The organism is Oleiagrimonas sp. C23AA, from assembly GCF_011759385.1.
GTDB lineage: Bacteria > Pseudomonadota > Gammaproteobacteria > Xanthomonadales > Rhodanobacteraceae > Oleiagrimonas.
On the sequence record NZ_JAARLY010000007.1, the window covers coordinates 171,615 to 185,546 of the forward strand.

Genomic DNA, 13,932 nt, shown 5'->3' on the forward strand with positions numbered 1-13,932 from the left:
TCGTGGTGCGGTGTCAGTGGTCGGCGCGCTCGAACAAGTCGGCGTGTTCCAGACACCACAGGCCGGCAAACAGCTTCGGGTCGATGGAATAGCCCTGGCGGGTTTTTTCCAACAGCCAGGCACCGGCCTGCTCGAGCGGTACCTCATGCACGGTGATGTCCTCGGTGGCATCACCACCGCCGGCACCCACCCGGGTCAGTCCGATGGCGTGCACGAAGCGCACCATCTCGGTACTCATGCCCGCCGATGACGGACCTTCATGCAGAAAGCGCACGCTGTCACAGCGGTAGCCGGTTTCCTCTTCCAACTCACGCGCGGCGGCTTTCAGCGGGCTCTCGTCGGCATCGTCCAGATCGCCGACCAGACCGGCCGGCATCTCGATGGTGCGCTGGCCGATCGGTACGCGGAACTGTTCGACGAACAACAGTTTGTTCTCGGGCGTCAGCGCGACAATGATCACAGCGCCCGGATTGGTGCGCTCGGCGTATTCCCAGCGGCCCTTGCGGCGCAGCGCCAGCCAGCGCCCCTGGTAGAGCGTTTCCACCGTGGCGTTGGCATCTTCGGGGATATCGTGCGTGCTCATCGGTCAGGCTCCTGCCAGTGCGTGCAAGCGATTGCGGGTCAACGGGCCAAAGCGCAGCGTTTCGCACAGCGCGTCCAGCCGTTCGGCATCGGTGCGTCGCGGGCGCAGGGCGTCGGGGTTTTCGGGCACCGGTGCATCCAGCGCGATGCGGGTCAGGCGCCGGCACAGTCGCGCCGTATCGGCATGTTCGCGCAGGCGCTTGGCGCATGCCGCCGCGCCGCGCAGGCGCAAAAAAGCTACTTCCTCGATGCGTTCAAGCAAGGCGTCCAGGCTTTCGAAATGCGCCAGCAGCGCTGCCGCGGTCTTGGCGCCAATACCCGGCACACCGGGGATATTGTCGATGGCATCGCCGGTCAGCGCCAGGTAGTCGGCCACCTGATGCGGATGCACGCCGAGCTTGGCATGCACGCCTTCAGGCCCCCAGCGCTGGTTGCGCGCATAGTCCCACTGTTCGTCATCGGGTCCGATCAGCTGACCAAAATCCTTGTCCGCCGAGACGATGACGCTGGGCACGCCGTGCCCGCGCAGCATCCACAGGCTGGAGCCGATCAGGTCGTCGGCCTCGTAGGTGTGATCGGACAGCACGTGGATGCCCAGCGCCTGGGCCACTTCGCGGCAGCGCACGAACTGGCGTTCCAGCTCCATCGGCGGCAGCTCGCGATTGGCCTTGTAGGCCGGGTAGATACCGTTGCGGAACGAAGTGGTGAGCGCGGCGTCGAACGCCACCGCCAGATACGTGGGTCGCACCCGTTCGAGTAGCTCGCACAGGAACCGGGTGAATCCATGCACGGCATTGGTCGGGTGGCCATCGACGTCGTGGAACTCGTCCGGCATTGAGTGCCAGGCGCGAAACACATACAGACTGCCGTCGACGAGGTGGGCGCGTGGCGTGCTCACGGCGTCCACGTGTGGATGTGGTCGTTCAGCTTTGGACGATCGCGCTCGGGTACGTCGATTTTTGGTGTACCGATATGGATGAAACCGATCAGCTTTTCATGCGGCGCCATGCCCATCAATGCGTGTGCGTCGTCGTCGTAAGCGGCCCAACCGGTCAGCCATTGCGCGCCAAACCCCAGCGCCTGCGCACCGTAGAGCAGGTTGGTACAGACCGCCCCGGCGCTCATCAGCTGCTCGATGGCCGGCACCTTGCTGTCGGCGTTGGGCGAGGCGATCACCGCGATCACCAGCGGCGCGAAGGTGTAGCGACGTTGCTCCTTCTCGCGTTTGGAGTCGGGCAGGTCAGGATTGCGTGCCACGGCGATGCGCGCGAGGCGCTCGCCAAAGGCGAGCTTGGCTTCACCTTCCAGCAGCAGCATGCGCCAGGGTGTCAGTTTGCCGTGGTCGGGCACGCGGATGGCCATCTCCAGCAGCTGGCGTAGCGTGCCGGCATCGGGTCCGGGTGCGGTCAGTTGCTTGGACGGTACCGAGCGGCGCAGGTTGAGGGCATCCAGGGAAAGAGACATGGTCGGTTACTCCACGGTGTCCAGGCTGGCCGCATCAAAGGCGCCCGGCAACAGGGCGCCGGCGGTGGTGGATTGCTCATCGCCATGCAGGTTGGCCAATGTCACCGTCAGTTCGGCGCCGCCCAGTTCGGCCAGCACCTGACGGCAGGCGCCGCAAGGGCTGACCGGGGCGTCGGTATCGGCAATCACCGCGATGTGGGTGAAGTCGCCGGGCTGGCAGCCGGCGGCGATGGCGCTGAACAACGCCGTGCGCTCGGCACAGTTGCAAAGGCCATAGGCGGCATTTTCCACATTGCAGCCATCGAACACGCGGCCATCGTGCGTGAGCAGTGCAGCACCCACCTTGAAGCGGGAGTAGGGCGCGTAGGCCCGTTCGCGGGCGGCGCGGGCGCGCTGCACCAGGTCAGCCTTTTCCATCGGGGCTCCTCGTCTTGAGCATCAACACCCGCGGGCCGGCTTCGAACCCTGGCGGGTCGGCCAGTTTAGCCACAACGAGGAGCGCTTGCAGGGAACGGTGCGTCAGTGACTGGGGCCAGAGTGGTCCGGTGTGGGCAGGTCACCGGTGGCGCCATCACGGATCCAGCGCTGGCGCTGCTGCGGTGAGAGCGCCTTCCAGCGTTGCAGCAAGACCTTGCGCCGCGATTCAGGTAATTGCTGGAATCTCTCGTAGGCGGCATGCAGGTCGCGCCGCTGTTGCGGCGTGAGATGACGAAAGCGGTGCCGGTTGCGACGCGCCTCGGCTCGCTCGGCTGGTGTCATCTGCTGCCAGTGGCGGATGCGCTGCTTGATCTTCTCGCGCTTGGCCGGCGGCAGAGTGACCCAGTGCTGGGCGCGCTTGAGCAGGTGCTGGCGGTGTCGCGGCGACAGGTGCTGCCAGCGTCCCTGGAACGGGGCCAGCACATCCTGCTCGGCCGGGCTCAGGCTTTGCCAGGTGATCTGATCCTGCGTCTGCTGTCGGGCCTGCGCGGGGGCAATGAACACCGCGCCGCTGACCACGCCCAGCATCAGCAGGCTGCGGAGAATGAGAGCGGGCAGACGGCTTATCACGACAAGACTCCGGGCAATCGTGCAGTCAGCGGGTGGTGGTGGGCGGCTGATGGGCCAGCCAGGCGTAAAAGCCCATGTCCTGATACATGGCCGGATCGGCATCATCCGGGTCCGGCGGCAGGTCACTGTCGGCAGTGCCTGGCGCCGAGGTCACTGCGGCTGCGGGTGAACCGGGCGAGGTGGCCCGGTGCAGCGGCTGCCAGGCCACGATCAGTGCCAGCGCGGTGACCGCCAGCGCACCGGCCGGCATCATCCAGCCGTGGCGGCGTGTGGCACTTTCGCCTACCAGTGCTTCGCGGCGAGCGGCGCGCAGCCGGGCCGCGGTAGCGGTATCGACATCGGCGGCGGCCTGCCGGTAGAGGCGGCGCGCGCGCGCTTGGAAATCGCGATCTGCGTGGTTCATCGCCACTCCTCCAGTTTGTCGCGTAGCGCATGCATGGCGCGCGACAGATGCGTTTTCACACTGCCATCCGAGCAGCCCATGGCGGAAGCTGTCTCAGCGACATCCAGACCCTCGAGCACGCGTAGCATGAACGCCTCCTGCTGGCGCCGCGGCAGCTCGCGCACCGCCTCGGACATGGCCGCGTAGCTTTGCGCATCCTGCAGGCGGTGCAGCGGATCAGGCTCATCACCTTTCGGCTCCCACACCGGCAACGTGTCACCGTTGTTGTCGGTGCCGCCTCCCAGCCAGCCCACCACCACCGAGCGCACTTTGCGCCGGCGTTGCAAATCGGTGATACGCCGGCGCAGGATGCCCCAGAACAATGGCGTCCACTCCTCGGCCGGCTTGTGCCGGTAGCTGCGCACCAGCCGAAGCATGGCATCTTGCACCGCGTCGAGAGCTTCCTCACGGTCGCCCAAGGCCATCTGTGCCATGCGCCAGGCCCGGCGCTCAATGCCGGCAAGAAACGCATCCAGCGTCTGCGCTGGCGCGCGCGTGTCGGCTTGATCCATGGTCAGCGACACGCTGCTCATCGATTCAGACTCCGATCCGGAAGCGGCTGAATTGTGCTCATCGCGGTGCTCCGTGCTCAAGGATCACTCCGCTAAACGCGCCGGCTGGCAAAGCGTTGACACTAGCCCGGACAACACAAGCTGACCTGAACGCGCAGCTTCAGCGCTGCGGGCTCTCGCCACGGGCGATCACCTGGTGAGCTGTGAAAGCGGCTATCGCCATGCCGATCAGCATCAACACCAGTTGCGGCGCGCCAAGCCGGAACCAGGCAATATCCGCCAACATGGCAAAACCGGCGTGGCGCAACGCCTGGCCAAAGCTCATGCCGAAAGTGCCGGCCAGCAACATGGCTCCGCTAAGGCCCAGCAGGTATACGTAGGCCATGGCGGTGCCCAGTGCCGCCAGCAGCGGGCCGAGCCAGCGTGAGCGACTGATCGCCGCACGTGTGACCAGCCCCACCACCAGGCCGATCAATATGATCAGCCAGGGTAGGCCGCGCTGCATGTAGGCGCTCAGCAGCATCCATATGGCGCCGGCGGCCAGGCCGATCATGGCGGCGCTGACGATGGCGAAGATCAGGCCGATGCCCTGTGAAATGGCGTGCAGCACCCTCATGAAAGGTGGCCTTTCACGGGGTAGTGGGCAAAGTGCGACATCGGTTTCCTCGGTCATGTGGGCGCTTGCAATAACGCTCCATGATAGCGGCAGCACTTCGGTCTTGGCCTGGGGCTTGATAGCGCAGCCGTGCGCCCTGACCTAAACAGGCATCGCGCCAGCGTGCGCGGGGCAGAGAGACGCGCTGCCCAGACGAAGCGGCGGCGCTGGCATAATGGTGGTTTTACGGCAGGCCCGGTGCGGGCCCACGGATGTGACACGAGCATGAGTGGTTTCAGTCTCAGCAGCGAGCCCTTCACCCTGCAGCGCGACTGCGAGGCCATCATGGTGCCCGTGGGCGAGCAGGTAAGCCTGCCAGCCGGGCAGATTGGCTACATCACGCAGGCGCTGGGCGGCAGCTTCACAGTGTACGTGGAAGGCAATCTGTTCCGCATTGCCGGCCGTGATGCCGATGCGCTGGGCAAGGAACCACCGGCGCCGATCGAGTTGCCGGACGACGCTGGCGATGATGACGTCGAGCGTGTGGTCTGGGACCAGTTGCGTACCTGCTTCGACCCGGAAATCCCCATCAACGTGGTGGAACTGGGTCTGGTCTACGATGTGAGCATCGAGCACGGCGAGAGCGACAGCCGCAAGGTCTACGTGAAGATGACGCTGACCGCGCCCGGCTGCGGCATGGGCGATATTCTGGTCGACGATGTGCGCGACAAGCTGGAGCTGATTCCGACCATCGCCGAGGCCGATGTCGACCTGGTGTTCGATCCGCCCTGGAACCAGTCGATGATGTCCGATGCAGCGAAGCTGGAAACCGGCATGCTGTAAACAGGGCGATGCCAGAAAAACCTTTGAAGTAAACAACTTGAAGCCGCTTTCGTTGTAGCGAAGGCGGCTTTTTTGTGACCGGGTAGAGAGGTTTTGATGAGCCGGTGTGGCGCAGGGAGAACTGCGTCACCAAACCTGTGAAATGCAATTGCACCAAGTTTACGGCCAACCTAGATTCGGAACGTCGTCGATTGGGGAATCGGCGATGACTCCGGCGCATCATTCTTGGGGGAATGCATGTTCGTATGTTCCGCACGGTCTGTGGCCTGGCGTTGATCAGGGTCGCGAATGCCACGGCGGGACGGAGTCGCTAGGCACAACCTTCACCGTCCTTGGGGGACGGATCTGCATGACGACGGCGGCCGCAGACGCGGCTGCGCAGGGGGCGTTTGTCTTCGTCATCGATTACGAGGAGATGTGTGATGCCAGGCTCGTTGCAATTGAAAGCTCTTGTGGCTGCGATGGGGATCGCCGCCATGTCCACCGCTGGTGCCGCCACCAGCCAGCACCTGCACGCGCACAGCGTGAATGCTGCTTCCACCGCGCAGCTGAGTTCGCAGCTGGGTTTGGGTAGCGGCATGGGGTTTGCCGCCCGCCAGTCGGCACCCAATGCCGACGGCACGCGCACCGTGCGCATGCAACAGACATTCCGCGGCGTACCGGTGTATGGGCGTTCCATCGCCGTGCACCAGGACACCTCCGGTCGCGCCCTGCGCGCCACCGGCAACCTGCTGCAAAGTGACAGCTCGCTGGCGCTTATGTCGGTCACACCCAAGCTCAGCGGCGATGACGCGGTGCAGACGCTGAAATCGCACAACGGTGCGGCGCTGGTCAATGCGGCCACCCGCCATCCGCAAAGCGAGCTGTTTGTCTATCCCAGCGAGGCTGGGGCACCGCGGCTGGTGTATCTGACCTCGTACGTGATCGGTGGCAGCCAGCCGGCGCGTCCGACCGCGCTTATCGATGCCAATACCGGGCAGATCATCAAACAGTGGGACGGCCTGACCACCGGCATCATCGATGCCACCGGCCCCGGCGGCAACCAGAAGACTGGCCAGTACACCTGGGGTCAGAACGGACTGCCGGCACTGGTAGCCACGCAGTCGGGCAGCACCTGCTCGCTGTCCAACAATGACGTGAAGACCTACAACATGAACCACGCCACCTCCGGCAGTGGCACCTTGTGGACCTTCACCTGCGCCAACAGCTCGGGCGATGCCACCAACGGCGCCTACGGTCCGGTCAACGATGCCCATCACTTCGGGCAGGTGGTGCACGACATGTACAACAGCTGGTTTGGCGCGCCGCCGCTCAACCAGGTGCTGCTGATGCGCGTGCATTACGGCTCGTCCTACGAGAATGCGTTCTGGGACGGCACGGCGATGAACTTTGGCGACGGTGCCAGCACGTTCTATCCGCTGGTATCGCTGGATGTCACCAGCCACGAGATCAGCCACGGCTTCACCGAGCAGCATTCCAACCTGCAGTACTCGGGCCAGTCCGGCGGCATGAATGAGGCCTTCTCGGACATGGCTGGCGAAGCGGCCGAGTACTACGACCGCGGTTCCAACGACTGGCTGGTCGGCGCCGAGATCATCAAGAACGGCACCGCGCTGCGCTACATGTGCAACCCGACCCAGGATGGCGGTTCCATCGACAATGCAGCCGACTACACCAGTGGCCTGGACGTGCATTACTCCAGCGGTGTCTACAACAAGGCCTACTGCACGCTCGCCAAGAAGTCCGGCTGGACCACCAAGAAGGCGTTCGAGGTTTTTGAGCGTGCCAACGCGCTTTACTGGACCTCGACGGCCACCTTCAACTCCGGTGCCTGCGGTGTCGAGGATGCGGCGGACGATCTGGGCTATGCCTCCAGCGATGTCAGTGCGGCGTTCTCGGTGGTCGGCGTCACCTGCCCGAGCAGCGGCGGTGGTGGCGGTGGCGGCGGTGGAAGCTCGCAGCTGGAAAATGGCGTGCCGGCCACGGGCTTGTCGGGAAGCTCGGGTACGCAGCTTTACTACACCGTGCAGGTACCGGCTGGCGCCAGCAATCTGGTGATTGCCGAGTCGGGCGGCAGCGGTGATGCCGACTTGTACGTGAAGTTCGGTTCGCAGCCGACCACCTCCAGCTACGACTGTCGCCCGTACAAGAGCGGCAACAACGAAAGCTGCTCGTTCGCTTCGCCGCAGGCGGGTACCTACTACGTGATGCTGCGTGGTTATTCCAGCTTCTCCGGCGTCAGCCTGCAGGCCAGCTGGAGCACCTCCGGGGGCGGCGGCGGTGGTGGCAATGGGGTGTTCACCAACACCAGCAACTTGTCGATTCCCGACGGTGGCAGCGCCACCAGCTCGATTGCCGTCAGCGGCCAGTCCGGCAATGCGCCGTCGGATCTGCAGGTGCACGTGAAGATTGTGCACAGCTATCGCGGCGACCTTCGCATTACGCTGATCGCACCGTCCGGTGCCACCGCCACGCTGAAGAGCCCGAGCGGCTCGGACGGCGCGGCCAACGTCGACACCACCTATAGCGTCGATGCGTCCTCGGTGGCCGCCAATGGCACCTGGAAACTGAAGGTGGATGATGTCTACACGGGCGATACCGGCTACCTGGACGAGTGGAGCTTGACCTTCTAATTGTGGAGCTTCACGACCCCTCAGGGGGCGGGCCCTTCACGGCTCGGTCAACGTTCAAGCCCGGCCGCTTCGGCCGGGCTTTTTTTCATGTGTATGAACCGCTTCCGCGCCGCTTCATCCTGATGTCATCAAGTGTGATCCGGTTCAAATGCAAAGCGGAACCTGTTCCTTGTTTGTCCCCAGGGTGGGTTCTACGGTAGATGCATAAGCCCGGCGGGGGAGGCCGGGTGAAGCTTCCGCAAGCGGTGTCACGGGGACACCGCACACCATTCGATTTTCGGTCGTCCTGTGCGCGGGTCTGTTCCATGGAGGGACAGGGGGGCAACGTGCGAGTCGGGGACGCGCGGAAGGTATATCCAACCAACTCACAGGCCGCTGGTCGGCTTATCTGGAAGGGTCCTGCGCGGTCGCCCTAGGCCGCGCGCACCCCGATAAAGGAGAGGTATCGGTGAAAAACGTGCAGAATTTCCGCAGCAAGGGTTTGTGTGTGGCACTGGCCATGGCGCTGACCGGCACCGCCGCGCCGGCGGCGATGGCAGCCAGCGCCGCGTCCGGGGCGCAGTCGATGGTGGCCGTTTCGCATGCCATGAAAATGCAGCGCGGCGACCAGGTGGTCGGCCAGGTCGACTTCAGTCAGCCGGTACACGTGGAAGTGGCGCTGAAGCTGCGCAATCGCTCGGCGCTGTCCAGCTTCATTGCCACCGCACGGGCGCCGATGTCGCCGCTGGTCAAGCGCAGCATCAGCGCAGCCAGTTTCCGCGCCCAGTATGCGCCGACACTCGACAGCGCGCAGGCGGTGGCCGCGTTCCTGAAGGCCCAGGGCTTCACCAACGTGCATATTTCCGACAACCGCATGCTGGTATCCGGTGATGCCACCGCCGATGTGGCGCAGTCGGCGTTCCAGACCTCGTTCGTGAAGGTGCGTACCGCCAAGGGCCGCGTCGGTTATGCCAACAGCGCCGCCGCCCATGTGCCGTCCTCGATCGCCGGCAACGTGCTTTCAGTGATCGGTTTGCAGAACGTGCATTACGCACACACCATGAATGTGGTTGCCTCGCAGGGCCTGCACACCAACTCGGTGAGCGGCGTCAACCCGACCCAGTTCTCCTCGATCTACGGTGGCACCGGCGTCAGCACCGCGGCCGGCGTGCAGGTGGGCATCATCACCCAGGGCAGCCTGAGCCAGACCAAGCAGGATCTGAACACCTTCACCTCCAACAATGGCCTGCCCAGCGTTTCCACCAGCACCGTGACCATCAACGGCTCCTCGTCGGACACCAGCGGTGTGGGCGAGTGGAACCTGGACAGTCAGGACATCGTCGGCATGAGCGGTGGCCAGATCGGCGGGCTGATCTTCTACAACATCCCGACGCTGTCCAACTCCAATCTGACGGCCGCCTTCAACCGCGTGGTCTCGGACAACCAGACCAAGATCATCAATGTCTCGCTGGGCGAATGCGAAACCTATGCGCAGCAGGATGGCTCGGCGGCAGCAGACGATCAGATCTTCCAGCAGGCCATCGCGCAGGGTCAGACGTTCTCGGTGTCCTCCGGCGATTCGGGAGCCGACGAGTGCGGCGATGGGGGCACCACGCCCAGCTATCCGGCCAGCTCGCCGTATGTGGTGGCCGTCGGCGGCACCACGCTCAATCACTCCGGTTCCAGCTACATCAGCGAGAGCACCTGGAGCGGCGGTGGCGGCAGCCCGAGCACGTTCGAGTCCAAGCCCAGCTGGCAGGACACCGTGTCCGGTTCCATGCGCGGCGTGCCGGACATCGCCTTCGACGCCGATCCCAACAGCGGCGCACAGGTCATCGTCAACGGCGCCACCCAGCAGATTGGCGGCACCAGCCTGGCGGCGCCGCTGTTCTCCGGTTCCTGGGCACGCCTGCTGGCATCGCATGGTGACAGCCTGGGCTTTGCTGGTCCGCATCTGTATCAGTTGCCATCATCGGTCTACCACGACGTGACCAGCGGCTCCAACGGTGGCTACTCGGCCTCGTCAGGCTGGGATTACGCCACCGGTTTCGGCAGCTTCGACCTCTCGGCGGTGGACCAGGCCATTGGCAACACCAGCGGTGGCGGCAGCACCGGTGGTGGCGGTACCGGCGGTGGCTCGAACAACAATGTGTTCACCAATAACACCAACTTCAACATTCCCGACCAGGGCAGCACCACCAGTTCCATCGCCGTGTCGGGCGAGTCGGGCAACGCGCCATCGGACCTGCAGGTGCATGTGCATATCGTGCACAGCTATCGCGGCGACCTGCGTATCACGCTGATCGCTCCCAGCGGAGCGTCGGCAGTGCTTAAGAGTCCGGACGGTTCGGACAGCGCCAGCGACGTGGATACCACCTACACGGTGGATGCCTCCTCGGTCAGCGCCAATGGCACCTGGAAGCTCAAGGTGGACGATGTCTACGCCGGTGACACCGGCTATCTGGACTCCTGGAGCCTGACCTTCTAAGGCGCCAGATTCCCTCCGCCTGGCGGGGGAACACGCAAGGAGAAGGCCCGGGCGCGTCAGCGACCGGGCCTTCTTTTGGGATAGCGTGCCGTTTGTGCGTTCAGACGTCGGCAGGCAACGCCTCGAAACGGTTGGCGTCGCGGTTTTTGCGCACCTGCTTGGGATCCCACACACGGCCGTTCATGGCGATCCACACGCCGTCGGGCAGGGACTGCACCGCGCCGACTGCGCAGCCAACGTTGAAGACCGCATCCGAGCCCTGGAAACGGGCAGGGTTGAGCGCGCCGGTCAGCACGATGGTCTTGCCGGGGATGCCTTCGAGCACCTTGGCCGTTTCCACCATCGAGTCGGTACCGTGCGTGACCAGCACGTGGCGATGCGGCTGCGCCTCGATGGTGCGGCGGATCAGCTGGCGGTCCTCGTCGGTCAGGTCCAGGCTGTCCTTGCGCAGGATCGAGATGGTCTCGAAACGAAACGCCACGCCCAGTTGCGAGAGGATGTCGCCGATCTGCGGCGCGCCAATCTGATAGTCGGACTTGGCGTCGAAGTAGATTTTGTCGATGGTGCCGCCGGTGGTGACGATGGTCAGATGCTGCATGGTCGTGGACAAGTTCCGCAAAAGTGAATGGGTCAGGGGCTGGCCAGCAGCTGCGCGTCATCGGCGCGGCCGGGCATCAGCCGGTTGATGCCGTGCGCCAGGAAACGCTCCAGCGCGGCGTGTTCGCGTCGGCCCGCGGCTTCGCCGGTGCCGTGCAGGTGCATCCAGTGTGCCTGCCGGGCCAGCAGGCAGGCCGCCGCCGTGCGCGCCAGGGTAAAGGCCAGCTCGCGTGCCAGCGCCTGGCTGCCCTGGGCATCGTCGGCGCCATGGGCCAGAAACGCATCGGCCTGATCCAGCGCCGCATGCACCGCCTCGCGCGTGGCCGTGTGGCGCACGTCACCCAGCCAGTGCTCGCAGGCTTCGCGCAAGGGCACCAGACCGCTGCCCGCCAGGGCGCGTAGTGTATCCAGACTCAGCACGTTGGTGGTGCCTTCCCAGATGCAATACACCTGAGCGTCGCGCAGCAACTGTGGCAGGCCTGTGGTTTCGATGTAGCCGGCGCCGCCAAAACACTCCAGCGCTTCGGAGCACACCGAAACCGCCATCTTGCCGGTCCACAGCTTGGCCAGCGGCGTCAGCAGGCGCAGCAGCGGCGCTTGCTCGCTGGCACCTTGCTCGACCTGGCCGAGCAGGGCGGCCACTTCGAAGGTGAGCGCGAACGCGCCGTCGAACTCGGCCTGCATGCCGGCCAGGGTGTGCGCATGGAGCGGTTGCTCGATGAGCGGGTGGCCGAAGGCCTTGCGGCGCTGCGCGTAGTCCTTGGCCAGGGCGATGGCGCTTGCCATCGATGCGCAGGCGCACACCGCGTTCCAGGTGCGGGTGACGTTGAGCATCGGTGCCACCTGGCGCACGCCGTGGGCCAGCTCGCCCAGTGGTATGGCCGGCAGTCCGTCCAGATGAATTTCCGCGGTGGGCAGCTCGCGCGTGCCCAGCTTGTCCTTCAGCCGGTCAATGCGCAGTTCGCGCCAGCGTCCGTCTGCGTGCTTGGTTTCGACATAGAACAGCGCCAGCGCCCCGGCGCCATCGCCGGCGCCTTGCGGGCGTGCCAGCGCCAGGGCCGCCTCGCCGACCACCGCCGAGGTGAACCACTTGCGCCCATGCAGGCGCCATTGGCCGTCGGTATCCTGACGCGCCTGGGTTTCGCTGCGACCGACATCCGAGCCGCCGGCGGTTTCGGTCATCCACTGGCCGGAAAGCCAGAAACTGCCTGGATCGATGGCAAGAAAGTGCGGCAGCGCACGCTCGATCAGCGCGGTGTTGCCCGAGGCCTTGATGGCGGTGGCGGCGCCGTCGGTCATCGCCAGCGGGCAGGTGTAGAACTGGCTGGCCACATGATAGACGTACACACGCAGAAACTGCTCCAGTCGGCCGTGGGCGCCGGCCCGCGCGTCGTGGCCGGCGGCCAGCACCTGATGCCGGCAGGTCAGCAGCGGGCCTTCCCGCCAGGCCGGGGTCAGTTCGATGCGGTCGATGCGCTGGCCCCAGGCGTCCCACTGCGTCAGCACCGGCTCGCTACGGGTACTGTCCAGGCGCCGCTGCCAGGCCTCCTGGGCGTAGTCGCCAAGCGCCGTGAGGTCGGCTTCCAGCGCGGCGCGGCGCTCGGCCGGCACAGCGCGCGCCATCAGGTTCTGCAGCAGGCGGTCACTGCGGTACGGATGCGGCAGTTGCGGTGCGTCCTGTACAAAACCCATGGCATGACTCCGGCGTCGGGTAGGGCTCGATTATAGGTGCCGCAGCCGGCTCGCGCCGTGACGCATGCCGGCCGTATTCAGCCGCGTGAGCGCCGTTGCACGCCCGCGCCCAATGCGAATATCAGCCCCAGGCACAGCAGCACTTCGGTCAGCGCCAGGGCGCGCACTTGCGGCGCGCTCCAGGCATCGGCAATGCCATGGCAGAAATAGAACAGGGCCAGCATGCCGGCGATCAGCAGCGCGCGGCGCGGTTGGCGCAGGGCCAGCGCCGGCAGCAGCAGCGGCACGGTGGCCAAGACCACGATGCCGAACACGGCCTTGTCCGGCGGTGCCAGCCAGCCATGCCAAAGTGGTTGCAGCACGGCCAGCGCGGCCCAGGCGATAAGGCCGAGGGTCAAGGCGCGTCGCTGGCGCGGCGTGGCGCTCATGGCGCGGCGGACAGCCGTTTGGCGGTCAGCGCCAGACGCCGCCCCAGGGCGCGGGTCAGCTCGCGCTCGTGCTCGCTGATGGCGTGTTCGCCCTGGCCGCCGGCGACGTGGCTGGCGCCATAGGGCGAGCCGCCGGTCTGTGTGGCGCTGAGGGCCGGCTCGGTATAGGGCAGGCCCACCAGCAGCATGCCGTGATGCAGCAGCGGCAGCATCATCGAGGTCAGCGTGGTTTCCTGGCCGCCGTGCATGGTCGCGGTGCTGGTAAATACGGCAGCCGGTTTTCCGGCCAGGGTGCCGGAGGCCCATTCGGCGCTGGTCGAGTCGATGAAAAATTTCAGCGGCGCGGCCATGTTGCCAAAGCGCGTCGGGCTGCCCAGCGCCAAGCCCGCGCATTCGGCCAGGTCCTCGCGCTCGACGTAGGGTGCGCCGTCTTCCGGCTCGGGCGGCTGCGCCACTTCGGTGACCGCCGCCACCGGCGGCACCTGGCGCAGACGTGCGCGCATGCCGTCCACCTCCTCCACGCCGCGCGCCAGCAGCCGCGCCAGCTGGGCGGTGTGTCCGTGTCGGCTGTAGTACAGCACCAGAATCTCGTTACTCATCAATGCGTGGCGTTCAGTGCGTGTGTGGGAG

General features: G+C 65.5%; 15 protein-coding genes. 3 read left to right on the forward strand and 12 right to left on the reverse strand.

The window, feature by feature from the left end:
• Positions 1 to 13 precede the first annotated feature (13 nt).
• The 8 genes from HBF24_RS12885 to HBF24_RS12920 form a co-directional block, all read right to left on the reverse strand.
• Positions 14 to 583 (reverse strand): NUDIX hydrolase, encoded by a 570-nt coding sequence (locus HBF24_RS12885; RefSeq protein ID WP_167173531.1) that lies wholly within the window; start codon positions 581 to 583, stop codon positions 14 to 16.
• Between the two features lie 3 nt (positions 584 to 586).
• Positions 587 to 1,489 carry a 5'-3' exonuclease H3TH domain-containing protein gene (locus HBF24_RS12890; RefSeq protein ID WP_167173533.1) on the reverse strand — a complete coding sequence of 301 codons (903 nt, stop codon included), beginning with the start codon at positions 1,487 to 1,489 and terminating at the stop codon, positions 587 to 589.
• On the reverse strand, positions 1,477 to 2,046 hold the full coding sequence (locus HBF24_RS12895; RefSeq protein WP_167173535.1) for a nitroreductase: 570 nt from the start codon (positions 2,044 to 2,046) through the stop codon (positions 1,477 to 1,479). The genes HBF24_RS12890 and HBF24_RS12895 overlap by 13 nt, the downstream gene beginning before the upstream one ends.
• A gap of 6 nt (positions 2,047 to 2,052) precedes the next feature.
• Positions 2,053 to 2,463 (reverse strand): cytidine deaminase, encoded by a 411-nt coding sequence (locus HBF24_RS12900; protein ID WP_167173537.1) that lies wholly within the window; start codon positions 2,461 to 2,463, stop codon positions 2,053 to 2,055.
• Positions 2,464 to 2,565: 102 nt separating this feature from the next.
• Positions 2,566 to 3,093, reverse strand: a complete 528-nt coding sequence (locus tag HBF24_RS12905) for a DUF3106 domain-containing protein (protein ID WP_167173539.1) — start codon at positions 3,091 to 3,093, stop codon at positions 2,566 to 2,568.
• A 25-nt stretch (positions 3,094 to 3,118) separates the two neighbouring features.
• Complete coding sequence (locus tag HBF24_RS12910) at positions 3,119 to 3,496, reverse strand: hypothetical protein (RefSeq protein ID WP_167173541.1); 378 nt, start codon at positions 3,494 to 3,496, stop codon at positions 3,119 to 3,121.
• Entirely contained in the window at positions 3,493 to 4,068 is a 576-nt protein-coding gene (locus HBF24_RS12915; protein WP_167173543.1) for an RNA polymerase sigma factor, read from the reverse strand. The genes HBF24_RS12910 and HBF24_RS12915 overlap by 4 nt, the downstream gene beginning before the upstream one ends.
• Positions 4,069 to 4,207: 139 nt before the next feature.
• Complete coding sequence (locus HBF24_RS12920) at positions 4,208 to 4,663, reverse strand: hypothetical protein (RefSeq protein ID WP_167173545.1); 456 nt, start codon at positions 4,661 to 4,663, stop codon at positions 4,208 to 4,210.
• A gap of 264 nt (positions 4,664 to 4,927) precedes the next feature.
• Here HBF24_RS12920 and sufT point away from each other — a divergent pair, with 264 nt between their 5' ends.
• The 3 genes from sufT to HBF24_RS12935 all read left to right on the forward strand — a co-directional run bounded on the left by sufT (position 4,928) and on the right by HBF24_RS12935 (position 10,585).
• Entirely contained in the window at positions 4,928 to 5,485 is a 558-nt protein-coding gene (gene sufT, locus HBF24_RS12925; protein ID WP_167173547.1) for a putative Fe-S cluster assembly protein SufT, read from the forward strand.
• 422 nt (positions 5,486 to 5,907) lie between these two features.
• Positions 5,908 to 8,118, forward strand: coding sequence for a M4 family metallopeptidase (locus tag HBF24_RS12930; RefSeq protein WP_167173550.1), 2,211 nt, complete (start codon positions 5,908 to 5,910; stop codon positions 8,116 to 8,118).
• 448 nt (positions 8,119 to 8,566) lie between these two features.
• Positions 8,567 to 10,585 (forward strand): protease pro-enzyme activation domain-containing protein, encoded by a 2,019-nt coding sequence (locus HBF24_RS12935; RefSeq protein WP_167173551.1) that lies wholly within the window; start codon positions 8,567 to 8,569, stop codon positions 10,583 to 10,585.
• A gap of 100 nt (positions 10,586 to 10,685) precedes the next feature.
• Here the strand turns inward: HBF24_RS12935 and HBF24_RS12940 are convergent, their stop codons facing one another.
• The 4 genes from HBF24_RS12940 to wrbA all read right to left on the reverse strand — a co-directional run bounded on the left by HBF24_RS12940 (position 10,686) and on the right by wrbA (position 13,901).
• Positions 10,686 to 11,183 carry an asparaginase domain-containing protein gene (locus HBF24_RS12940; RefSeq protein WP_167173553.1) on the reverse strand — a complete coding sequence of 166 codons (498 nt, stop codon included), beginning with the start codon at positions 11,181 to 11,183 and terminating at the stop codon, positions 10,686 to 10,688.
• 32 nt (positions 11,184 to 11,215) lie between these two features.
• Positions 11,216 to 12,874 carry an acyl-CoA dehydrogenase family protein gene (locus HBF24_RS12945; RefSeq protein ID WP_167173555.1) on the reverse strand — a complete coding sequence of 553 codons (1,659 nt, stop codon included), beginning with the start codon at positions 12,872 to 12,874 and terminating at the stop codon, positions 11,216 to 11,218.
• Positions 12,875 to 12,951: 77 nt separating this feature from the next.
• The gene (locus tag HBF24_RS12950) at positions 12,952 to 13,302 is read right to left on the reverse strand and encodes a DUF2069 domain-containing protein (RefSeq protein WP_167173556.1); all 351 of its coding nucleotides are present in this window, start codon (positions 13,300 to 13,302) and stop codon (positions 12,952 to 12,954) included.
• Positions 13,299 to 13,901 (reverse strand): NAD(P)H:quinone oxidoreductase, encoded by a 603-nt coding sequence (gene wrbA, locus HBF24_RS12955; RefSeq protein WP_167173558.1) that lies wholly within the window; start codon positions 13,899 to 13,901, stop codon positions 13,299 to 13,301. Before wrbA ends, HBF24_RS12950 begins: the two co-directional genes overlap by 4 nt.
• Positions 13,902 to 13,932 lie beyond the last annotated feature (31 nt).